Annotated in this window: 17 protein-coding genes; 7 read left to right on the forward strand and 10 right to left on the reverse strand. The window is 72.4% G+C overall.

Going from position 1 to position 22,721, the window contains the following annotated elements; all coding sequences use genetic code 11:
• Nucleotides 1-195: 195 nt before the first annotated feature.
• Complete coding sequence (gene eccB, locus ABD932_RS30820; protein WP_345017646.1) at nt 196-1,788, reverse strand: type VII secretion protein EccB; 1,593 nt, start codon at nt 1,786-1,788, stop codon at nt 196-198.
• A 195-nt stretch (nt 1,789-1,983) separates the two neighbouring features.
• Between eccB and eccE the strand changes: the two genes are divergently transcribed.
• The 4 genes from eccE to ABD932_RS30840 all read left to right on the forward strand — a co-directional run bounded on the left by eccE (nt 1,984) and on the right by ABD932_RS30840 (nt 7,948).
• Complete coding sequence (gene eccE, locus ABD932_RS30825; RefSeq protein ID WP_345017648.1) at nt 1,984-3,312, forward strand: type VII secretion protein EccE; 1,329 nt, start codon at nt 1,984-1,986, stop codon at nt 3,310-3,312.
• Complete coding sequence (locus ABD932_RS30830) at nt 3,312-4,139, forward strand: hypothetical protein (RefSeq protein ID WP_345017650.1); 828 nt, start codon at nt 3,312-3,314, stop codon at nt 4,137-4,139. The genes eccE and ABD932_RS30830 overlap by 1 nt, the downstream gene beginning before the upstream one ends.
• Before the next feature lie 317 nt (nt 4,140-4,456).
• A complete protein-coding gene (locus tag ABD932_RS30835) occupies nt 4,457-4,774 on the forward strand; it encodes a DUF397 domain-containing protein (RefSeq protein ID WP_126395451.1) in 318 nt (105 codons plus the stop codon).
• Nucleotides 4,775-4,996: 222 nt separating this feature from the next.
• Nucleotides 4,997-7,948: an SCO5717 family growth-regulating ATPase gene (locus tag ABD932_RS30840; protein WP_345017652.1), complete on the forward strand. Its 2,952-nt coding sequence runs from the start codon at nt 4,997-4,999 to the stop codon at nt 7,946-7,948.
• Nucleotides 7,949-8,024: 76 nt separating this feature from the next.
• On the opposite strand, the gene ABD932_RS30845 is transcribed toward ABD932_RS30840, so the two are convergent.
• The 9 genes from ABD932_RS30845 to rimP all read right to left on the reverse strand — a co-directional run bounded on the left by ABD932_RS30845 (nt 8,025) and on the right by rimP (nt 20,485).
• Complete coding sequence (locus tag ABD932_RS30845) at nt 8,025-8,981, reverse strand: bifunctional riboflavin kinase/FAD synthetase (RefSeq protein ID WP_345017654.1); 957 nt, start codon at nt 8,979-8,981, stop codon at nt 8,025-8,027.
• A gap of 145 nt (nt 8,982-9,126) precedes the next feature.
• Nucleotides 9,127-13,140, reverse strand: coding sequence for a trypsin-like peptidase domain-containing protein (locus ABD932_RS30850; RefSeq protein WP_345017655.1), 4,014 nt, complete (start codon nt 13,138-13,140; stop codon nt 9,127-9,129).
• A 287-nt stretch (nt 13,141-13,427) separates the two neighbouring features.
• Nucleotides 13,428-14,333 carry a tRNA pseudouridine(55) synthase TruB gene (gene truB, locus ABD932_RS30855; RefSeq protein ID WP_345017656.1) on the reverse strand — a complete coding sequence of 302 codons (906 nt, stop codon included), beginning with the start codon at nt 14,331-14,333 and terminating at the stop codon, nt 13,428-13,430.
• On the reverse strand, nt 14,330-14,785 hold the full coding sequence (rbfA, locus tag ABD932_RS30860; protein ID WP_345017658.1) for a 30S ribosome-binding factor RbfA: 456 nt from the start codon (nt 14,783-14,785) through the stop codon (nt 14,330-14,332). The genes truB and rbfA overlap by 4 nt, the downstream gene beginning before the upstream one ends.
• A 48-nt stretch (nt 14,786-14,833) precedes the next feature.
• Complete coding sequence (locus ABD932_RS30865) at nt 14,834-15,130, reverse strand: DUF503 domain-containing protein (protein WP_345017660.1); 297 nt, start codon at nt 15,128-15,130, stop codon at nt 14,834-14,836.
• A 208-nt stretch (nt 15,131-15,338) separates the two neighbouring features.
• Nucleotides 15,339-18,452, reverse strand: a complete 3,114-nt coding sequence (gene infB / locus ABD932_RS30870; RefSeq protein ID WP_345017662.1) for a translation initiation factor IF-2 — start codon at nt 18,450-18,452, stop codon at nt 15,339-15,341.
• A 147-nt stretch (nt 18,453-18,599) separates the two neighbouring features.
• Nucleotides 18,600-18,896, reverse strand: a complete 297-nt coding sequence (locus ABD932_RS30875; protein ID WP_345017664.1) for a YlxR family protein — start codon at nt 18,894-18,896, stop codon at nt 18,600-18,602.
• Nucleotides 18,897-18,998: 102 nt separating this feature from the next.
• Nucleotides 18,999-19,985 carry a transcription termination factor NusA gene (nusA, locus tag ABD932_RS30880; protein ID WP_030054478.1) on the reverse strand — a complete coding sequence of 329 codons (987 nt, stop codon included), beginning with the start codon at nt 19,983-19,985 and terminating at the stop codon, nt 18,999-19,001.
• Between the two features lie 2 nt (nt 19,986-19,987).
• Nucleotides 19,988-20,485: a ribosome maturation factor RimP gene (rimP, locus tag ABD932_RS30885; RefSeq protein ID WP_126395443.1), complete on the reverse strand. Its 498-nt coding sequence runs from the start codon at nt 20,483-20,485 to the stop codon at nt 19,988-19,990.
• Nucleotides 20,486-20,717: 232 nt separating this feature from the next.
• On the opposite strand from rimP, the gene ABD932_RS30890 reads away from it, so the two are divergent.
• Genes ABD932_RS30890 through ABD932_RS30900 form a run of 3 tightly spaced genes read left to right on the forward strand, consistent with a single transcriptional unit; the run spans nt 20,718 to nt 22,704 of the window.
• Nucleotides 20,718-21,290 carry a hypothetical protein gene (locus ABD932_RS30890; protein WP_345017667.1) on the forward strand — a complete coding sequence of 191 codons (573 nt, stop codon included), beginning with the start codon at nt 20,718-20,720 and terminating at the stop codon, nt 21,288-21,290.
• Nucleotides 21,287-21,754, forward strand: coding sequence for a ferritin-like domain-containing protein (locus ABD932_RS30895; RefSeq protein ID WP_345017669.1), 468 nt, complete (start codon nt 21,287-21,289; stop codon nt 21,752-21,754). Before ABD932_RS30890 ends, ABD932_RS30895 begins: the two co-directional genes overlap by 4 nt.
• A gap of 50 nt (nt 21,755-21,804) precedes the next feature.
• A complete protein-coding gene (locus ABD932_RS30900) occupies nt 21,805-22,704 on the forward strand; it encodes an aminoglycoside phosphotransferase family protein (RefSeq protein ID WP_345017671.1) in 900 nt (299 codons plus the stop codon).
• Nucleotides 22,705-22,721: the final 17 nt, after the last annotated feature.

Raw genomic sequence — 22,721 nt, forward strand, 5'->3', positions numbered from 1 at the left:
GACCCGTCGCGCCAGCCATCCTGCACACAGGCTCTTCACCAGGAATTGCCACCGCGAACACACACGCACACGCCCGACTCACCGAGCCGAGGCACGGCGTCCGATCTATCCGCCTGCCCGCTCAATGCCGCACGGGCGCCCTCCCGGCAAGAAGCCCTGGAGGGCGCCCACTTGGCGTCGATCGTCCAGCCTCGCCTACGACCCCTGCGCCTGCTCCGCGTTGCCGCTGCTCAGCTCCGGCCCCGCGGCGAGCAGGTCCGCCCAGGCCGCCGGCACCGAGACCGGGCGGATCTTGCCGTACCCGAGCCGGACCTGCGCGGTGTTGGTCTGCTGCTGGCCGTCGGCCTTCTCGCCGCCGGTCACCGCGCTGTCGTTACGCGCGGGGACCGAGTAGCGCAGTCCGGTGTCGGTCACCAGGAAGGTGCTACCGCCACCGCCGCTGGCCCCCGTGAGCTTCGTGAACAGCAGGCCGCTGCCCGGCGAGACGTACGTGCTGGAACCGCTCTGAGCGATGTCCTTCGGGTACTGCGGACCGGTCCAGACCGTCATCTGCTGCAGGCCGGTGTACTGGTCCTTCTTGCCGTGCCAGATGCTGCACGAGACCCTGTTGCCGCCGTTCTCCCACCACTTGGTGTTGGCCGGGTCCACGACCTCCTTGGGCCAGTTCTTCTCCGACATCCACTCGCCGTCCGACGGCCGGATGTCGTTGTACTTGACGTCCACCGGTTCCGGGTTCTGAGCGCCGTACACCCTGCTGATGAATTCACTGCGCAGCCACATCTGCGCCGCGAAGTCGGACACGGGCTGAACCTTGTCCTTCAGCACGATGTACTTGTCCCTGCCACCGCCCGAGTCGGCCTCGAGGATCATGCCGACCTTGGAGTAGCGGGGATCGAGGCCAGGGATGTTCGCCGCCGTGCCCGCGTCCGCAAGCTCGGGGAAGTCGAGGGCTCCCACGACGTTCAGCGTCTTGATGAACTCGACGCTGACCGGCTGCGGCTCCACGCCGTCACCGAGCACCGCGCGCTCCAGGTTGTTCAGCGCCGACTCGGTCAACGTCCTCCACAACTGGCCGCCGATCAGGTAAGCCCGCCCGTCCCCGGTGACCATGAACCGCGGCCCGAACCCGCTGACCGAGCTGGGATCCTTCGGGCCCTCGATGTACAGCACCTGGCGCTGGTTCAGCTCCTTGTTGCCCTTGTGGAGCAGGCTGTTGTAGTCGCCCTGGTCCAGCACGTACGTGGCCCTGACGGGCTTACCGTCCTTGACGGGCTGCCCGTCCTCGTCCTGGCCCGGCGCCTCGCACAGTGCCCACACCTTGGCCTTCTCCGCGTCGTCGGGAGAAGGAAGCCGGTCCGGCGCGAACGGAATCCCGACGGTGGCGCCCATCGGGTACTTGCTCTCGTCGAGCACCGATTCCTTGATCTTGATGACCTGCGGGTTCTCGCCGTTCAGCAGCAGCTTGGCGGACGCGAGGTTGAGGACCGGGTGCAGGCTGAGCTTGTTCTCGCCCTTGGTCTTCACCAGCACGTAACGCGTCGTCGACTCGCTGCCGACGAGGATGTTCTTGCCCTGGTCGTCCCAGCCCTTCGGGGCGGTCGGGCTGAGCATGCCCCATGCCCCGAATACGACGAGCACCAGCACCGCCACGCCCAGACTCGGCAGGACGGTCTTGAGGGGGCGCGGCGCGGCCTCCTCCGAACCGTGCGGGGACGGCTGCAAGAACGCCGCCACCGTGCGCCTGCGCGCGAAGGAGTAGGCGTTCAGCTCATCCCGACGTGTCGCCATCGATGGGTCAACTCCCCGTTTTTTCGCTTTGTTTCCGTATGCGGAATTCCCCAGGGCCGCCCGGTACTCCGTGGCGTTTGCTCCTGCAGGGACCTCTACTATGCCGTGTGACGATCGCACCGTACGGTACGGGGTACGGTGGTGCGCCGCCAGCTCAAGTAGCGGCCAGAGAATGCAAAGGGGTTGTAGCGGGGGATGAGCACTGCGACCAGGTCCCGGCGCCGTAACGGCAGCCGTCGCACGCAGGAGAACCAAGGGCCGGAACCCGCACAGCGGTCCGCACCCCCCGGTCGCCCGAGCCCGGCCGCGCCGGCGCTCGCCAGGCGACCCGGCAGTATCGGCCCCATCCGGGTCCAGCAGTTGGTTGGCTTCGAGCTGGCCGCCGCCGTGCTGTTGATCGGCTGGCTGCTGCGCCCCATCGGTCTCACCGTCGGAATCGTCCTGGCCGTGCCGCTGGTGCTGGCCGGGCTGCTCCGCCGGCGCGGCCGCCCGCTGGCCGAGGGGCTCGCCATCTCTCGTGCGCTGCGGGACCGCCGCAAGCGCAACGCCGAGCCCGTGCCGCCCGGCACCGACCCCGGCTTCGCCCCGGCCGTCGAGTGCGACCCGGCGCTGCGCACCTACGCCTTCCAGGACCGTGAGCAGCGCGAGATCGGCATGGTCGGCGACGGTACGTTCCTCACCGCTCTCGTACAGGTGCAGGCCGCGGACATCCCGCTGCGCCCGACGCAGGGCACCCGGGACATTCCGCTGGATCTGATCCAGGGCCTGCTCGAGGTGGACGACATCCGGCTCGCCTCCGTCCAGGTCGTCCAGCACACCCAGCCCGCGCCGGCGACGCACCTGCCTCCGCAGGCCATGGCGGTCCGCTCCTACGGGCCGCTGCAGGCGCAGAGCATGACTCCGGGTCTGCGGCTCACGTGGGTCGCGCTGAAGCTCGACCCGGAGCTGTGCCCGGAGGCCGTGGAGGCCCGCGGCGGCGGTATGCAGGGTGCCCGGCGGGCACTGCTGCGGGTCGCCGACCAGCTGGCCAGCCGTCTCATGGGCGCCGGCCTGCAGGCCAAGGTGCTGACCGAGTCGGAGATCGTCGCGGCCATCGCCACGTCCAGCTGCGTCAACCCGCTGGCCACCACCGGCGGTGCCGCGCTCGACGGCAGCCGCTCCAACCGCCGTACGGCCGAGAGCACCCGTGCCTGGCGCTGCGACGACCGTTGGCACACCACGTACTGGATCTCCAAGTGGCCGCAGCTCGGCGCCGGTACGCCTCCTCTTTCCCAGCTGGTCGGCGCGGTGACCTCGTCGCCCGCACTCGCCAGCACCTTCTCGCTCACGATCAGCAAGAGGCGGGGCAACTCCCTGGCGCTGTCCGGGCACGTACGGGTCACCGGTCGCGGTGAGAACGAACTGGCGCAGGCGACCCAGCACTTGGAGCGGTCCGCGTCCGCTTTCAAGATCGGTCTGCTGCGGCTCGACCGTGAGCAGCTGCCCGGAGTTCTGGCCACCCTGCCGCTGGGAGGTACTCGCTGATGTCCGCACCCACCGTTCCCGCCTCCGGCCGCCCCGGCTTCGGATCCGCGGCACCGGGCGTGCCCGGGCAGCGTCCCGGCCATCTGCCCCGCAACGCCGAACCCGCCCGGCTCGGCCCTGAGCGACGCCTGCGCTCGGCCTTCGGTCTGCTCGGCCCCCGGCGTGAGCGCCACATCGTGGACGCCGATCTGCTGGCGCAGCTGGCGCTGCCCGTCGGGGACGACGGTCTGATCCTCGGGGTCGACCCCAACAACCAGCCGGCGATCCTGGGACTGTGCCGGCCCACCCGGCTCGACATCCTGCTGGTGGGCGGCACCTGGCTGGCCCAGGTCGTCGCCCTGCGCGCCGCGGCGATCGGCGCTCGCGTGGCCGTGGAGACGGCGCGTCCCCAGCTGTGGTCGCCGATGGCGCAGGCGGCCGGTGGCGGCCAGCAGTGTGTGACCGTGCACCAGGTGGGGCGGATTGCTCCCCAGGGCCCGTCCCCCGCCAGCCCGGTGCTCATCATCCGCGACCTGGGCATCCGCCCGCCGAGGAGCCGCCTCAGCCCGGCGCCCTGGCAGTCGGTGCTGACCCTGCTGCCCTACCTCGGCCCCACCGCGCCGCGACTGCTGGCCAACGCCGACGTCGTCGGTCTGCAGCGGATCTCCCCCCAGGAGGCCGACGTCGTGGGCAAGGTGATGCGGCTGGGCCGTGACGACATAGCGTCGCTGCCCACGCTGGCCGACAGTGTTGCCCTGTGGTCCACGCAGAAGCACCAGCAGTACGTGATGACGCAGCCCACCGACGCGGAGACCGGTCTCCTCGGAGCCGCGCGCCGTATGGACTGAGTTCGCGGCGAGAGAGCCTCGGTCATGAGGCTCTCGTTCCACGACGGGCGGGATTCCGGTTTCGTACGGAACATGCAAGTCATGGCGGGGAGTTCGACGTACGTGACGTCACCATCCGCCCGTAACGGCACATTCGCGAAGGAAAGCGACTGCTGCCGCTGGGCGGGAGGGCGTGCCGTGAACGGAAAGGCTCGCGCAACTCGAACACCTCGACGCCTGGCTGCAATTCGTGACCAGATCGTTGCGCCGTGCGAGCCCGCGGAGTCTGAGTAAGGTGATCCTGCACGTCGTTCGCCCACCAGAAAGGGCCTTTGACCATGGCTGACGCACGCGACAGCGCCGCGGGGACGCAGGACGAGGACGTCAGGGCACGCAAGGAACGGGAGCGGGACGAGCTGTACGCCCTGGACATCTCCGATGTCGAGTGGCACAGCGCACCCGGCACCGAAGAGCACGAGGAGCGCGTCGAGATCGCCTATCTCCCGGCCGGCGCGGTGGCGATGCGCTCCTCCCTGGACCCGGACACCGTGCTGCGCTACACCGAGGCGGAGTGGCAGGCTTTCGTACTCGGCGCGCGTGACGGCGAGTTCGACCTGGAGCCCGCACCGCACAACGGAGGGCTCGCAGCGGAGTAGCCCGGGGAACGCAGCAGGGCTGCGGGCGCAAGCGCACACAGGACGGGCCTGCCCTGCCGACACCTGTGGCGTTTACGCTTGATGCGGGTGCGACGACGGAACCCCCGGGTGGGTTGTTCGCGTCCAGGGGAAACCAGCGGATCGGACAACAGGAACGGTCGCCCCAGCCCGGCACATGAGTGCCCCAGGGCACGAGGGTGCTCGACCACACCAGGAGGAATTGTGCAGAGCGATCGGGACGGGCTGCGGGCGGGCTGGACCACGCCCAGCGATGACCAGTCCGACGCGGAGTCCGCCGTCGAGATGACGGGTGAGTTCACCATCGACTACGCCGCGCCTGCCTGGTACACCCAGGGCGCTGCACCCGCCGAGGAGGCGGCTGCTCCGGCACCCACTCCGCCCGCGCCTCCCGCCGCCCCTGCTCCGCCTGCCGCGCCTGTTCCTCCGGCTGCCCCGGTCCCTCCGGCCGCGCCTGTTCCTCCGGCCGCCCCTGCTCCTCAGGCCCCCGCACCCCATCCCGGTTACGGCGACACGTCGGCGGGTGCGGCCGGTGTGACGCCGCCCGCTCCGTGGGCAGCGAATCCCAACACGGCCCCGAACCAGTACGCGGCTCCCGATCAGAACGTGGCCCCGAACCAGTACGCGGCCCCGAACCAGCCCACGCCGACCGCCCCTCCGCCGGCGGCCCCCGAGGTTCCGGGACCGTCCGCTGCGCACCCCGGCAGCCCCGCCCCTGCCGCGCCCGTCGTCGGCGCCGCGGACTCCGGCAGCACGGAGGCGGAGGACCGTACCGACGCCCCGTCCGCGAGTGACGTCCCGGAGCCCGCCGCCGCGTCGGCCGCCCCGGCGACCAACGAGGCTTCCACAGGGCACGACACCGGCGCCGCGTCAGCGGCCCCCGCCGACGGCGCCCAGGTGGCGACGGGAGCTGCGGGCGACGCCGGCGAGGACGGCACGGCCGGGCAGAGCGCGGCTGACGGTGGCGGGGCGGCAGATGCCCCTCAAGGGCCGGGCGCCGCCCACGACATGACCGCGGAGGGCACGGACGGCGTCGCAGGTACGGCCGGCGATGCCGAAGCAGGCCCCGCCGAGCCGCAGGCCGCCGGGCCCGCGGGAAGTGACCCGACCCCACCGAACGGCGTACAGCAGCAGGCCGCGGCCCCTCCTGCCGCTCCTCAGGCCCCGGCTCCTCCGACCGCTCCTCAGGCCCCGGCTCCTCCCCAGCAGGACGCGGCCCCTCAGGCTGCTCCTCAGCAGGACGCGTCGGCCGGCTGGACTCCGCCGCCGGCTCCGCAAGGGACCGTTCCCCCGCTGCCGCCCGAGTTCCCGTCGGCGGCCACGGGCGGCGCGGCACCGGCCTCCGCGCCGGAGTGGTCGGCGGCGCCCGGGCAGCAGCACCCCGCCGCCCCGCCCGCGTCCGCCCAGCCGCCGGCAGCCCCGGCTCAGCCCCCGGCACCGCAGGCCACGCCGCCCGGCTGGCCGGCCGCCGCGCAGCAGCCCCCGGCCCAGGCCCCGGCTGCCAACGCGGCCCCGCAGGGCGACGGCTTCCCGCAACACGCCGCCGGGCAGAACCCGCAGGGCGCGTACGGCTACCCGCAACAGCCCGCTCCCCAGCCGCCGCAGGGCGCCTACGGCTACCCGCAGCAAGCGGCACCTCAGCCGCCCCAGGGCGCGTACGGCTACCCCCAGCAGCCCGCACCGCAGAACCCGCAGGGCGCGTACGGCTACCCGCAACAGCCCGCACCGCAGCCGCCGCAGGGCGCCTACGGCTACCCCCAGCAGCCTGCCCCCGCACACCCCCAGCAGCACCCGCAGGCGCAGCAGGGTCACCCGGCTCCCGCCCCCCAGGCACCGGCCCAGCCGCAGGGGCAGGGTCAGCCGGGACAGCCGCCGCAGGCCCAGCAGCCCTACGCGCAGGCTCCCGGCCAGCCCGGAGTGGACCCCCGCACCGGTGCCGCCTGGCCGCAGAGCGTGCAGCACGACCAGCGCAGCCAGGTCGGCCCGGGCGCGCCGCTCGGCTACAACGCGGCCGTCGAGCTGACCTCGGACCGGCTGGTCAACAGCCGCAAGCAGAAGGCCAAGAGCAGCCGTCCCGCTCCCGGCGGGTCGAAGTTCAAGCTCGGCGGGAAGAAGGAGGAGCAGGAGAGGCAGCGCAAGCTCGACCTCATCCGTACGCCGGTGCTCTCCTGCTACCGGATCGCGGTGATCAGCCTCAAGGGCGGCGTGGGCAAGACGACCACGACCACCGCCCTCGGCTCCACGCTCGCCACCGAGCGGCAGGACAAGATCCTCGCCATCGACGCCAACCCGGACGCCGGCACGCTCGGCCGCCGGGTGCGCCGGGAGACCGGCGCGACCATCCGTGACCTCGTCCAGGCGATCCCGTACCTCAACTCGTACATGGACATCCGCCGCTTCACGTCGCAGGCGCCGTCCGGCCTCGAGATCATCGCCAACGACGTGGACCCGGCCGTCTCGACGACGTTCAACGACGAGGACTACCGGCGCGCGATCGACATACTGGGCAGGCAGTACCCGATCATCCTCACCGACTCGGGTACCGGTCTCCTCTACAGCGCCATGCGCGGTGTGCTCGACCTCGCCGACCAGCTCATCATCATCTCGACGCCGTCCGTGGACGGTGCGAGCAGCGCCAGTACGACGCTCGACTGGCTGTCGGCGCACGGGTACGCGGCCCTGGTCTCGCGGTCCATCACGGTGATCTCCGGGGTCCGCGAAACCGGCAAGATGATCAAGGTCGAGGACATCGTCAACCACTTCGAGCAGCGCTGCCGGGGTGTGATCGTCGTGCCGTTCGACGAGCACCTGGCGGCCGGTGCCGAGGTCGACCTCGACATGATGCGGCCGAAGGTACGGGAGGCGTACTTCGACCTGGCCACGATGGTGGCCGAGGACTTCGTACGGGCTCAGCAGGAACAGGGTCTGTGGACGGGGGACGGAAACAATCCGCCGCCGACCATGGCGCCCCCGATGCCCGGGCACCAGGCCCCCGGCGGACAGCAGTTCCAGGGCCCTCCCGGCGTCCAGCCCGGCCAGCCCTGGCAGTCCGGCCCGCCTCAACAGCCCGGGTTCACCCAGCAGCCGTACGACCAGACCGGCGGAGGGCAGCCGCATCCGGGGTTCCCTCCGGGACAGATGCCGCCCCAGCAGTAGCGGATCGTCCGAAACGGCGAGAGGGCCGGCACCGTCACGGTGCCGGCCCTCCGGCGTTCAGGTACGACAGTCGGCGTCAGGTACGGCCGTCGGCCGCCGCGATCAGCTCCCGGCAGCGCTTGACGTCCTCGGCCATCTGCTCCAGCAGGGCCTCCAGCGACTCGAACTTCGCCTGGCCGCGGACGAAGGCGAGGAAGTCGACGGCGACGTGCAGCCCGTACAGGTCCAGCCCCACGCGGTCGATCGCGTACGCCTCCACCGTCCGCTCCGTACCGTCGAACTGCGGGTTCGTGCCGACGGAGATCGCGGCCGGCATCGCCTCGCCCTGGGCGTGCAGCCAGCCGGCGTAGACGCCGTCGGCGGGGATGGCGGTGTGCGGCAGGGTCTCGACGTTGGCGGTCGGGAAACCGAGTTCGCGGCCCCGCTGAGCTCCTCGTACGACGACGCCCTCCACGCGGTGCGGGCGGCCCAGGATCTCGGCCGCGCCCTCGACGTCGCCCTCGCCCACCAGGCGCCGGGTCAGGGTCGAGGAGAAGGGCTCGCCGCCGCCCGCCTCACCGGTCACGTACAGGTCGACGACCTCGACCTCGAAGTCGTAGACCTTGCCCTGCTCGGCGAGGAACTCGACGTTGCCCGCGGCGCGGTGTCCGAAGCGGAAGTTGGGGCCCTCGACGACCGCCTTGGCGTGCAGCTTGTCGACCAGGACCTTGACCACGAAGTCGGCCGGCGACAGCTTCGAGAACTCGGTCGTGAACGGCAGGATCAGCACCGCGTCCACGCCCAGTTCGGCCATGAGGTCGGCGCGGCGATGGTGCGGGGCGAGCAGGGGCGGGTGGCTGCCGGGGCGGACGACCTCGCTGGGGTGCGGGTCGAAGGTGACGACGACGGCGGGAACGCCCAGCTCACGGGCGCGGTCCACGGCGTGCCGGATGATCAGCTGGTGTCCGCGGTGCACCCCGTCGTAGGAGCCGATGGTGACGACGCTGCGCCCCCAGTCCTCGGGGATGTCCTCCAAGCCACGCCAGCGCTGCACTGTGCCTGCTCCTTGTCGCAAACTCGTCGAACCCGTGTCCGTCTGTGCCTCAGACGCTCTTACGCAGGTCTAAGGGTGCCATGCCGGGCGCCCGGGGCCCGCATCGGCATCGGGCTGTGACCGGGTACACCTACGGACGCGCCGGTCAGGCCGGGACTCGTGCGCCGGCCAGGTTCTCGATCATCCGGCGTGAGCTCGGCCCGACCACCGCCGCCCACTCCTGCGGGGCGTCGGTGAGCCAGCCGGCGACCCGTGCGGCGAACCCCGGGACGCGGCGGCCCAGGTCGACCAGGCCCCGGTCGAAACGGGCCGCGCCGTCCGGGGTGCGGACGAGGAGCAGGCCGGTGTGATGGACCAGCCCGCGGAGGTCGTCGTCGACCCGGTCGCCGCCCCGCTGGACGGTGGCGTGCAGGAAGGCGTCCAGGACGGCGGGGGCGCGTTCATGGTCCAGGAGGAACTCGCGGAACTCGCGGCGCAGCGGGCGGGACTCCGGGGTGCCGGACGTGGCGAGTACGGCGGCCAGCGCGGCCCGCACCTGTTCCGTACCGCCGTCCAGCAGGCCGGTGACCAGCGGGAAGAGTACGGCTCGGGCGGTGGCGCCCTGGTCGAGGCGCCGGTCGACGTACGCGGCCACGTCGGCGGCGATCCCGGGCTGCCGCTGGACCGCCTCCCGTACCAGGGCGGCCGCGCGCAGGGCCAGGCCGGGCGTGGTGACGTCGGCGAGGGTGCGCAGTGCGTGCCCGGGGTCCGGGTGCTTCAGGCGTTCGCGGAAGGCGTCCAGGACCGGTTCGGGGTGGGTGGTCAGGGCGGCGACCAGGGCGCTGGGCGGGAAGTGCGGGTCGGCCTCCGCGAAGAGCGCCAGCGCCTGTGGGAGATGGCGGGCACGGGTGTGCGGGTCCCGGACGAGGAGAGCGAGCGCACCGCCGTGCAGTGTGCAGTCGCCCGGGCGGGCGAGCAGGGCGAGGGCGGCGTAGCGGAGGAGTTCGCGGTCGGCCTCGGTGTGGACGTGGGGCGCCGCGCGCAGTCCGTACGCCACGGCCGCGACGCGCCGCGCCGGACGCTCGTCGTGCGCCCACCGGTCGACTGCCCGGCAGATGACGGACGGTTCCTCCTCGGCCAGCACCGCGAGGAGTTCGTCGGCCCTGCGGTGCGCGCTGTCGACGAGCGTCTCGGTCAGGTCGTCCAGGGCGCGGTTGCGGTGGGCGTAGAGCAGGGCCTGGGCCGCGCGGGCGACGGTCGCGTGGGGGGTGGCGGGGAGTGGACGGTCGTCGTCGAACCAGCGGGTGAGGTGGGGTTGTACGGCGCTGGGGGCGGCGGCGAGGAGGTGGGCTGTGGCGTCGAGGTAGCGGGGCGTGCCGGAGGAGGGCGAGAAGGGGGGATGGATGAAGGTGGTCGGCTCCGGTGCGCGGCCGACTGTGGTGCGCGGGCGGTCGTCGCCCGGGTCGGTGTCCGTTTCGTGCGGGGGCCCGTCGGCGCGGACGAGGTCGCGGAGGAGGTCGAAGCGGTCGCTGTCCGGGAGGCGGAGGGCGGTCCAGAAGGTGGGGTGGAAGTCCCGGGGCGCGGGGTGTCCCCGGTGCCGCCGGGCCACGATGCGGTCGGCGAGCAGGCGCAGTACGTGCAGATACGGCGTCGCGTCCGGGACCCGCAGCAGGGTCTCGGCGAGGAGACGGGCGGCCCACCAGGAGTGCGGGTCGGCGTCGACGGCGTGCGTCAACTCCTCCATTCGGCAGGCGAGTCGGTCGGTGCCGTGCTGGCGGGCCAGGAGGAGCAGGGCCTGCACGACGGGGCCGATGCGGTGGTGCGGTACGGGGAGGGGGTGATCGGCGTCGGGATGGGTGCGCCGCCGGTGGACCAGGGCCTGGAGGGCCTCGTCCAGGTCGAGGTGCATGCCCTGGAGCCAGTCGGCGAGTTCCTCATGGGCGAAGCGGTAGCCGTTGCCGGCGGGGACGAGGAGGCCCTCGGTGAGGACGGCGGACGCCCAGCCGGTACCGCCGCCGAGCCTCGCGGGCGCGGGACCCCACGGGAACACGGCCTCGAAGGACGTACGGTCCAGCTCTCCCTGACCCGGGCCGAGGCTGCGCCGGGCGGCCTCGTGGACCTGGCCGGAGACCTTGGCGGCGAGGCGGCGTACGGCGGTGCCGCGCAGGCCGTTCTCGGCGGCGAGGCGGACGGCGACGCGGAGACACATGAGGTCGAGGTGGGCGGAGAGGACGTCGTCGCGGTCGAGTCGGGGGTGGGGGGTGTCGGGGAGGGCTGCGCGGACCTCGGCGAGGAGGCGGAGGGTGAGGGGGTGGCGGGCGTCGGGGGCGGCCAGGGCGGCTTCCGGGATGCCGTAGCGGACGCGGGCCTGGTGGGCCTCGGAGGGGGTGAGGTCGCCGAGCGGTACGCAGGGCGGGAAGCGCCGGGAGCCCTTCTCGCCCTCGCCGCCCCTGCCCGTCACGTCCCCAGGGGCTCCGCCCCCTGGACCCCCATCGGCCTCAACGGCCTCGTCCTCGAACTCCCCCAGCGGGGGGACCCCCGGACGGGCCGGATTGCCGTACAGCAGCCCCTCCGGGAAGCCCTCCCCCGCCCCCTCCCAGTACTCCGCCCGGCACGCCACCACCAGCCGCGCCCCCGTCTCCCGCAGCCACCCCGCCGTGCCCTTCGTCCAGTCCGTGAGGCGGTGGGCCAGGAGCGGGGGCATCTCCTCGGGGCCGTCGAGGAGGAGCAGGAGGGGGCGGCCGGCGGTGCGGGAGTGGTGGGCCATGTGTTCGGGGGTGGTGTCGCTCAGGGCGGTGGGGTCGGACGAGGTCGACGCCGCCACGATGCGGGCCGCCCGGGTCAGCGCCCGGCGGGCGGCGTCGGCCACGGAGTCGTCGTCGTCCTTCAGGTCGGCGCCGCGCAGCCACAGCGTGGGAGCCGGTGCGGGTCCGCGGTGGCGGCGGGCGGCCAGGGCGGCGAGTTCCGTCGTACGACCGCTGCCCGGTGGCCCGACCAGGCCCAGTACCGCCGCCCCGCTCTCGGTGAAGGCGTCGAACTCCCTTGCCACAGCGGCTCGTTCGACCGGGGCCACCGCCCCGACCGCCGCCACTCCCCCGGCTTCGACCCGGCCCACACAGCCCGCCAGCGTCCCCGGCGGACCGTCCTGTCCGACCGACGTGGCCGTCAGTTCCAGCACGCCCGCCAGGTTCAGGTCGGCGCCGTACGCCGGCACCGTCGCCGCGTTCTCGGCGAGCAGGTCGGCCAGCGGCCCGCCGGCCGACGGGAGCAGCGGCACCGCGAACCCGGCATCGCGCCCACCGGACTGCAGGGCCGTGCCGAGGACGCCCACCACCGCGCCGGTCCCGGCGTCGAGCACGGGTCCCCCGGCCGCCCCTCCGCCCAGGCGCAACGCGTCCCGGCCGGCCGTACCGATGGCCAGCTCCATGGCACCGTCGAGGAGATGGAAGCGGTCCGTCGCCGTGTACGTCACCGACGCCGTGCCCAGCACCCGCGCCTCCCGCCACCCGCCGGCCGCGATCCGTACGTACGCCCCGGTCTCGATCCGCTCCCGCGCGGTCACCGGCAACGGGTCCACGCCCAGGCCCTCCGTGCGTACGAGGGCCAGGTCCAGCGCGGGCAGCGGCGTCACCGCGGTCGCGGCCACCACACAGCTCCGGTCGCTCCCGGCGGCGTGCAGCACCAGCCGGGGCAGGCCGTCGACGGCCTCGTGGCTGGTGACGACCGTGCCGTGATGGTCGGCCACGAAGCCGAGACCACGGGGCCGCCCGGCCAGGTCGTGGATGCGGACCAGGGCGTCGTCACGGGTGGAGACATGGGCGCCGTCGTGAACACGGGCCTGGGAGCCGTCGCGAGTGCGGGCCCGGGCGTCCCCGCCCTCCCATTCCGGGCGCTCGCCGCGGGACTCCTCCGCGTGGCCAGGACAGTCACGGTCAGGGCAGTCGCGACCGCCACTCTGCCGCTCCTCCCCGCCACCGTGCCGGCGCCCGCGCGCGTGACGAGCCCGGTCGTCGTCGTGGGACTGGGAACGGCGTGAGTGCCGTACACAGGCGTCCTTCTCGGACCGCCCGATGTCCTTCGGCGTATCCCCTACCGCTCCGGCCGCCCCGGCGTCCCCGGCCGCTCCGGCCACTCCCGGCATCCGGCGGTCGCCGTCCGCCCGCGGGCCCCGTCCCGCCATCGTCGAACCTCCCCGCCGTACCGCCACACGCCCATACGCTCGCGCCCTGCGTTTTCGACGGTAGGTGCGATGTGATCAGCGGGACAGATCGCTCGGCGAACGCGCCCCCTTCCGCTCCCTCGGTTCACTCCGAGCGCCTGCACGGACGGGTGAACAGACGGGGGTCGCTGGATACACCCTAGGGGTGGGGGAACCGAGGGGGGACCGTGGAGCGGCGGGCAGAGGACGACCCCGTGACCGCCGCTCCACGGGCAGGCACCTTGAAGAGGCACCCGGGGCCCGGCGTCTCAGCCGAACACGGCCAGGCTCTTCGCCTTGCCCTTGTGCTGCTCCACGAGCGCGAGGAAGCGGCCCTCGGGGTCGAAGACGCCGACGGGACCGGCACCGGCGTACTCGTCGGGCATGTCGAGGCGGACCCCGTTGAGGAGCAACCGGGCGCGCTTGGTGTCCACGTTCCAGCGTGGGAACGCGGCCGTGGCGGCCTCGGCGATCGGCAGCACGCTCAGCTCCTGCTGAAGCTGGTCCAGCGTCTTCGCGGAGTCCAGCTTGTACGGGCCGACGCGGGTGCGGCGCAGCGCGGTGAGGTGGCCGCCGACGCCGAGGTCGGCGCCGAGGTCACGGGCCAGGGCCCGGATGTAGGTACCGGAGGAGCAGACCACCGACACGACCAGGTCCAGGACCGCGGTGCCGTCGTCGGCCACGGCGTCCCGGACGTCGTACACCGCGAAGGAGGAGACGGTGACCGGCCGAGCCGGAATCTCGAACTCCTCGCCTTCCCTCGCCCGCTTGTAGGAGCGCACGCCGTCGATCTTGATGGCGCTGACCTTGGACGGCACCTGCATGATGTCGCCGGTCAGCTTGGCGACACCGGCGTCTATGGCGTCGCGGGTGACCTTCGAGGCCTCGGTGGACCCCGTGATCTCGCCCTCGGCGTCATCGGTGACGGTGGTCTGGCCCAGGCGGATCGTGCCCAGGTACTCCTTCTCGGTCAGGGCCAGATGACCGAGGAGCTTGGTCGCCTTCTCGACGCCGAGGACGAGGACACCCGTCGCCATCGGGTCGAGGGTGCCGGCGTGCCCGACGCGGCGGGTGCGCGCGATGCCGCGCATCTTGGCGACCACGTCGTGCGAAGTGAAGCCCGACGGCTTGTCGACGATGACAAGGCCGTCGGGCGTGGTGTGCTTCTGCGTCATTCCGCGGTGTCGCCGTCCGTCTCGTCCTCGGAGCCCGGCTTGCGGTACGGGTCCGCCTCACCGGCGTACTTCGCGCCCGCGGACGCCTCGCGCACCTTCTCGTCGGACTGGCGCGCCTTGTCGAGGAGGTCGTCGATGGTGCGTGCCGTGTCCGGCAGGGCATCGGCGACGAAGGCGAGGGTCGGTGTGAACTTCACGCCCGCGGCCGCCCCGACGGCCGACCTGAGCACGCCCTTGGCGCTCTCCAGTCCGGCGGCCGCGGCTGCCCGCTCCTCGTCGTCCCCGTACACCGTGTAGAAGACGGTCGCCTCCCGCAGGTCACCCGTGACCCGGGTGTCCGTGATGGTGACGTGCGAGCCGAGCCGCGGGTCCTTGATCCCGCGCTGCAGCTTCTGGGCCACCACCTCTCGGATGAGGTCCGCCAGCCTTTTCGCCCGCGCGTTGTCGGCCACTGGTCCGTCTCCCGTTCTTTCTTCTTCTTCGTTCTTGGCTGTTGGTCGTCAGTCGTCGTGATCGCCGTGGAAGCGCCGCCGTACCGACAGCAGTTCCACTTCGGGACGGCCGGCGACCAGCCGTTCGCACCGGTCCAGTACGTCGGTGAGGTGACCGGCCTCGCCGGACACCATGGCGATGCCGATCCCGGCCCGCCGATAGAGGTCCATGTGATCCACCTCGGCCGCGCTCACCGCGTACTTGCGCTGAAGCTCGGCGACGATCGGGCGGACGACGGATCGCTTCTCCTTCAGCGACCGTACGTCGCCGAGGAGGAGGTCGAAGGACAGCGTCCCCACGTACATGTGTGTATCCGGTTCACCCGCCGGTACGGGATCGATGGCCCCGCCGTCCGTGTGGGGCGGGGACATCAGAACCGTACAACGAAGGGGCCGGGACGATCGACGGATATTACGCTCCGTAGACCTGGCCACGGGCTCACGCGAACCAGTGGGCAAACGGCGCGCTGGCCGACGGGACCGAAGTCCCGCCGGCCAGCACAGACCGTCGGCTTTACGCCCGCGGCTTCTCGCGCATCTCGTACGTCGCGATGACGTCGTCGACCTTGATGTCGTTGAAGTTGCCGAGGTTGATACCGCCCTCGAACCCTTCGCGGATCTCGGTGACGTCGTCCTTGAAGCGACGCAGACCCTCGATGTTGAGGTTCTCCGCGATGACCTTGCCATCGCGGACGAGGCGCGCCTTGGTGTTGCGCTTGACCTCGCCGGAGCGGATGAGAACACCCGCGATGTTGCCCAGCTTGGACGACTTGAAGACCTCGCGGATCTCCGCCGTACCGAGCTCGACCTCTTCGTACTCCGGCTTGAGCATGCCCTTGAGGGCCGCCTCGATCTCCTCGATCGCCTGGTAGATGACCGAGTAGTACCGGACGTCCACGCCCTCGCGCTCGGCCATCTGCTGCGCACGCCCGGCGGCGCGCACGTTGAAGCCGATCACGATGGCGTCGGAGCCCATCGCCAGGTCGATGTCGGACTCCGTGACCGCACCGACGCCGCGGTGCAGGACGCGGATGTCGACCTCTTCGCCGACGTCCAGCTGGAGCAGCGAGGACTCGAGGGCCTCGACGGAACCAGAAGCGTCACCCTTGATGATGAGGTTGAGCTGCTGGACCTCGCCGGCCTTGAGCACCTTGTCCAGGTCCTCGAGCGAGACGCGGCGCGTGCGCTTGGCGAACGCGGCGTTGCGCTCACGGGCGGCACGCTTCTCGGCGATCTGACGGGCCGTACGGTCCTCGTCCACCACCAGGAAGTTGTCGCCCGCACCCGGGACGTTGGTCAGACCCAGGACCTGGACCGGCGTCGACGGGCCCGCCTCGGCGACGTTGTTGCCGTTGTCGTCGAGCATGGCGCGCACGCGACCGTAGGCGTCGCCCACGACCATCGTGTCGCCGACCCGCAGGGTGCCTCGCTGGACGAGGACCGTCGCCACGGCACCGCGGCCGCGGTCGAGCCGGGACTCGATGGAAATACCCTGCGCGTCCTGGTTCGGGTTGGCCCGCAGGTCGAGCGAGGCGTCGGCCGTGAGGATCACGGCCTCCAGCAGCGAGTCGATGTGCAGACCCTGCTTGGCGGAGATGTCGACGAACATCGTGTCGCCGCCGTACTCCTCGGCCACCAGGCCGTACTCGGTCAGCTGACCGCGCACCTTGGTCGGGTCGGCGCCCTCGACGTCGATCTTGTTGACCGCGACGACGATCGGGACGTCGGCCGCCTTGGCGTGGTTGAGCGCCTCGACCGTCTGCGGCATGACGCCGTCGTTGGCCGCGACGACCAGGATCGCGATGTCCGTCGACCGGGCACCACGGGCACGCATGGCGGTGAACGCCTCGTGACCCGGGGTGTCGATGAAGGTGATCGCGCGGTCCTCGTCGTTGACCTGGGTCGAGACCTGGTAGGCACCGATGTGCTGGGTGATGCCGCCGGCCTCGCCCGCGATGACGTTCGTCTTGCGGATGGCGTCGAGGAGTCGGGTCTTACCGTGGTCGACGTGACCCATGACGGTGACGACCGGCGGACGGACCACCAGGTCTTCCTCGTCGCCCTCGTCCTCGCCGAACTCGATGTCGAAGGACTCGAGCAGCTCGCGGTCCTCCTCCTCGGGGCTGACGATCTGAACCTCGTAGTTCATCTCGCCGGCGAGGAGCTGCAGCGTCTCGTCGGAGACGGACTGCGTGGCCGTGACCATCTCGCCGAGGTTCATCATGACCGCGACGAGCGACGCCGGGTTGGCGTTGATCTTCTCCGCGAAGTCGGTGAGCGACGCACCGCGCGACAGGCGAATGGACTCGCCGTTGCCGCGAGGCAGCATCACGCCGCCGACCGACGGGGCCTGCATGGCCTCGTACTCCTGGCGCCTCTGCCGCTTCGACTTGCGACCACGACGCGCGGGACCGCCGGGACGACCGAAGGCACCCTGCGTGCCACCACGGCCACCGGGACCGCCGGGACGACCACCGAAGCCGGGACGGCCACCGCCGCCACCGCCGGGACCACCCGGACGGCCGGCGAAACCGCCACCGCCACCGCCGCCACCGGGACCGCCGGGACGGCCGGCGAAGCCGCCACCGCCACCACCGGGACGACCGGCGAAGCCGCCGCCGCCACCCGGGCGACCGCCGCCACCGGGACGACCGCCGCCACCGGGACCACGGCCACCGGGGCCACCGCCGCCGGGACGCGGGCCGGCAGCAGGACGCTGCGGCATCATGCCGGGGTTCGGACGCGGACCACCGGGGCCGCCGCCGGGACGCGGGCCGCCGCCCTGCGGACGGGGCATGCCGCCCGGAGTGGGACGCGCGCCGCCCGGAGCCTGCGGACGGGGACCGCCGGCCGCGCCCTGGGGACGGGGACCGCCCTGGCCCTGCGGACGCGGAGCGCCGCCGGGAGCGCCGGGGCCACCGGGGCCGCCCGGACGCGGGGCACCGCCCGGACGGGGCGCCTGCGGGCGCGCCATGCCGGTGGAGCCACCAGAGGTGAACGGGTTGTTGCCCGGACGGGGACCGGCCGGACGGGCACCGGGACGCGGGGCGCCACCCTGACGCGGAGCGCCGGGACGGTCACCGCGGTCACCACGGCCCTGGCCGCCCTGCCCGGGACCACCCGGACGCGGCGCGCCGGGACGCGGCGCCTGGCCGGCCGGACGCGGGGCGCCCGGACGCGGACCGGAGCCCTGGGAGGCGGCGGGCGCGGCGGGAGCCGCCGGGGGTGCCGTGAACTCGGGCGTGGTCGGAGCCGGGGACGCCGGGGCGGGCCGCGGCGCGGGCTTCGGGCCCGGAGTGGGACGGGGGCCGGAAGAGGCCGGGGCGGCCGGGGCCGCGGGCTTCTCGGCGGCTGCCGGCTTGGGGGCCGGCGGACGCGGCGGCGCCGGACGGGCAGCCTGCGCCGGGGAGGGGGCTGCCGGCTTCGCCGGGGCAGCCTTGCGGGCGGGGGCGGGCTTGCCGCCACCGTTGCCCTGCTGGAGGGCGTCCGTCAGTTTGCGGACAACGGGCGCTTCGATGGTCGAAGACGCCGAACGGACGAATTCACCGAGTTCCTGGAGCTTGGCCATGACGACCTTGCTCTCCACACCGAACTCCTTGGCGAGTTCGTATACCCGGACCTTAGCCACTTCGCTCCTTTTAGGTCCGGGTTGCGTCCGGACCGTCGCTACTTCATGGGCGTACTCATCGCGTGCTCATCGAGTGCTCATCGCAATCTCGACCTACTTCCAACTCGCGGGGTACCTGGGCCGCACGGCGGTTCCGCACGACGCTTCTTACGGTGTTGCCTGCTCAGCAACTGTTGTCTGCTCGACGTACCGGCGCAACGCCTTTATGTCGAGCGCTCCCGGGGCGCGCAACGCCCGCGTGAACGCCCGGCGGCGCACCGCCTGGTCGAGACAGACCAGTGCGGGGTGTACGTACGCACCCCGGCCGGGCAGCGTACCGCTTGGATCAGGGACGCATTCGTCCTTGATCGCCACGATGCGCAGCAGATCAGCCTTGGCCGCTCGCTCCCGGCACCCCACACAGGTGCGTTCAGGGCATGCGCGGACGCGTGTCCGGCCAGACACAGCTAAGTCTACCTCCCCGTACCGACCTCACCCCTTTGGGGCAGGATTCGAACAGTTGCCGGGCGATAACCTGACGTGATCTAAGCGACCGGCGGCTTGGATCTATTCCCCGGCCTGCTCGGTGTCCGGGCGGATGTCGATCCGCCAGCCGGTGAGCCGGGCGGCAAGCCGGGCGTTCTGCCCTTCCTTGCCGATCGCCAGTGACAGCTGGTAGTCGGGCACGGTCACGCGCGCCGAGCGGGCCGCCATGTCCACGACCTCCACCTTGGAGACCCGGGCGGGCGACAGCGCGTTCGCCACCATCTCGGCCGGGTCGTCCGACCAGTCGACGATGTCGATCTTCTCGCCGTTCAGCTCGCCCATGACATTGCGCACCCGGCCGCCCATGGGGCCGATGCAGGCGCCCTTGGCATTCAGGCCGGAGCGGGTGGACCGTACGGCGATCTTGGTGCGGTGACCGGCCTCGCGGGCGATGGCCGCGATCTCCACCGAACCGTCGGCGATCTCCGGCACCTCCAGGGCGAAGAGCTTCTTCACCAGGTTCGGGTGGGTGCGGGACAGGGTCACGGACGGCCCGCGCACGCCCTTCGCCACCCGGACGACGTACGACCTAAGCCGCATGCCGTGCGGATACGTCTCGCCCGGGACCTGCTCCTGCACCGGCAGGATGGCCTCCAGCTTGCCGATGTCCACGAGCACGTTCTTCGGGTCGCGGCCCTGCTGGACCACGCCGGTGACGATGTCGCCCTCGCGGCCGGCGTACTCGCCGAGCGTCGCGTCGTCCTCGGCGTCGCGCAGCCGCTGCAGGATGACCTGCTTGGCGGTGGTGGCGGCGATACGGCCGAAGCCGGACGGGGTGTCGTCGAACTCGCGGGCCTCCTGGCCCTCCTCGAGGTCCTCGGGGTCCTCCTTCGCCCACACGGTCACATGGCCGGTCTCCCGGTTCAGCTCCACGCGCGCGTGGCGGCGGCTTCCCTCGGTGCGGTGGTAGGCGATGAGGAGGGCCGACTCGATCGCCTCGACCAGGAGGGGAAAGGAGATCTCCTTCTCCCGTACCAAGCCCCGCAGGGCACTCATGTCGATGTCCACGGCTACGCCTCCTCTTCCTTCTTGTCCTTGCGGCTGAACTCGACCTGCACGCGCGCCTTGTCGATCTCCGGGAAGCCGAGTCTGCGGCTGGTGGCCTTGCGGCCCTTCACTCCGGGCACTTCGAGGTCGAGGCCTTCGTCGTCGACCTTCATGATTCGGGCCACCAGCTCGCCGCCCTCGGCCAGCTGGAACTTCACCAGCCGGTCGACGGCGCGCACGTAGTGCCGGTGCTCCTTGAGGAGGCGTTCCGCGCCCGGGGTGCCGACCTCGAGGGTGTACTCGCCCTCGCCCATCGCGTCCGTCTCGTCGAGCTTCGCCGAGAGCACACGGCTCACATCGGCGACCTTGTCCAGGTCCGCCCCGGTGTCGGAGTCGACGACGACGCGCAGCACGCGCTTGCGTCCGACGGAGTCCACGGCGATCTCTTCGAGATCCAGACCCTGGGAGCTGACGAGCGGTTCCAGAAGTTCTCGCAGCCTCTCGCTCTGGGTGGTGCTCATCCGGGTGACTCCTCGGCCGCGTGTGCTGTTGTGGGATGGGTCGCGTGTCTGGTCAAAGGGTATCGGGTCGCAGGGTGTGTTGCCGTCCACCTGCACGCGAACGGCGCCGATGAGTGGTGCCGTCCGTTTGCGCGGGTACCGTGATCACGGGCCTGAGGCCCGTTGATTGCGCAACTGCTTCCGCAACTGCTTCCGTAACTGCTTTCGTACGAGTTCCCCGAGGACGTCTGCCGTGCCGTACCCCTCGCCGCCGCGCTCCCCCTCGGGGCCGCGCAGAAGGACCCTGCTCGTCTCGGCCGCCGGGGCCGCCCTGCTGGTGGGCTGCTCCTCCGGACCCGAGGACTCGAACGGCGCCACGAGCGGCAGCCCGTCGCTCACCGAGCGGGCACGCGCGCGTGCGGCCCGGGAGAGCGAGGGACTGGTCGAACGGTACGACGCGCTGCTCGCCGCCCATCCGGTGCTGGCGGGGCTGGTGGGGCCGTTGCGGGCGGAGGCCGTACGGCATGCGGAGGCGTTCGGCGGCGGAGCTTCCGGGTCCGCCGGAACCTCCGGGCCGTCGGCGGGCTCTTCCACGACGTCCGGGGCGCCGCAGGCCGGGAAGGCGTCGCCGTCGGCTTCCCCGTCGGCCGCCGTGCCGGCGAACGAGAAGGACGCCCTCGCCGAACTCGCCGCGGCCGAGCGTGAGCTGGCGGACCGGCGGGCGAAGGCGCTCCTCGAAGTGCCGGGCGAGCTGGCACGGCTGCTGGCCTCCGTGGCGGCGGCCGGGGCGGCGCACGCGTATCTGCTGACGGAGGGGGCCAAGTGAGCGAGACGGGCAAGAAGCAGCAGGTGAAGGCTCTCCAGGCGGCGCTCGCCGCCGAGCACGCGGCCGTGTACGGGTACGGGGTCGTCGGCGGCCGTATTCAGGAGGGGCAGCGCTCGGAAGCACGCGCGGCCTACGACGCGCACCGGGCGCGGCGGGACGCGCTGGCGCGCGAGGTGCGCGACCTGGGCGCCGAACCGGTGGCCGCGAGCGCCGCGTACGCGCTGCCGTTCCCGGTGCCGGACTCGGCCGCGGCCGTCCGGCTCGCCGCCGAGTTGGAGGACCGGGTGGCCGGGGTGTACTCGGACCTGGTGCGGGCAGCCGGGGGTGAGTTGCGGGGCACGGCGGCCGAGGCGTTGCGGGAGGCGGCGGTGCGGGCGGTGCGCTGGCGGGGCGAGAGCGTAGCCTTCCCTGGGCTCGCCGAGCGGTCGGGCACCACCTCGGCATCGGCGGCGCCCAGCGCGTGACGCGGGCCGCAGAGCACGTACGGGCAGTACGGGAAGGGAACGACTCGCGCATGGCTTTCGAACCGCCGCAGCGTCTGGTCAGGGCGCTCGGTGAGACGGCACCGGACGGTGACGACTGGTTGCAGAAGCTGCCGGAGGCGGCCCGCCAGGCCGTCGCGCTACGCGAGTTGACCGTTGAGCGGGTGCAGATGCCGGGTGGGCGCAGCAGTCTGGTGGTGCTGGTGCGGCGCGCCGACGGGACCCCGGCCGTGCTGAAGCTGGCCCCGCCCCGGGCCCGCCCGGAGAGCGAGCGGGCGGCGCTGGCGCACTGGGGTGGGGCGGGCGCCGTACAGTTGCTCGACGAGCCCCCTGTCGAGGGTGTGCTGTTGCTGGAGCGGCTTCACCCGGATGTGTCGGTGCGGTCGTTGCCCGAGGCGAAGGCGTTGCTGGAGGCGGCGGGGACGTTGCGGCGGCTGTGGGTCGAGCCGCCCGGCGAGCACCGTTTCGAGACCGTTGCCGAGCGGACGGGTCGGCAGGCCGAGGCGATGCGGGCGACCGTGTCGGGCGACGCCGGGGTTGCGGCGCTTGTGGACGCCGCGCTCGCCGCGCGGGAGGAGTTGCTGGCCGCGCCGCCCGAGCGGCGGTTGCTGCACGGGACGTTTCGGCAGAGCAAGGTGCTGGCCGGGGAGCGGATGCCGTGGTTGGCGGTGGGGCCGGATCCGGTGGTCGGTGAGTGTGCGTTCGATCTGGCGCGGTTGGTGCGGGATCGGGTGGAGGATCTGATCGCCTCACCGTCGGGGGCGGCGACTACACGGCGGCGGGTGAAGCGGTTGGCCGAGTCGCTGGATGTGGATCAGGAGCGGCTTCGGGGGTGGACGCTGTTTCGGGCGGTGGAGTCCGGAGTGCGTGCGCTGAGGGTGGGACGACCCAAGGATGCGGAGCTGTTGCTGGAGTTTGCCGGGTGGCTTTAGGGGTTTGCAGTCCGTCT

The sequence above is a fragment of the Streptomyces shaanxiensis genome (assembly GCF_039537145.1).
GTDB classification, from domain to species: Bacteria; Actinomycetota; Actinomycetes; order Streptomycetales; family Streptomycetaceae; genus Streptomyces; species Streptomyces shaanxiensis.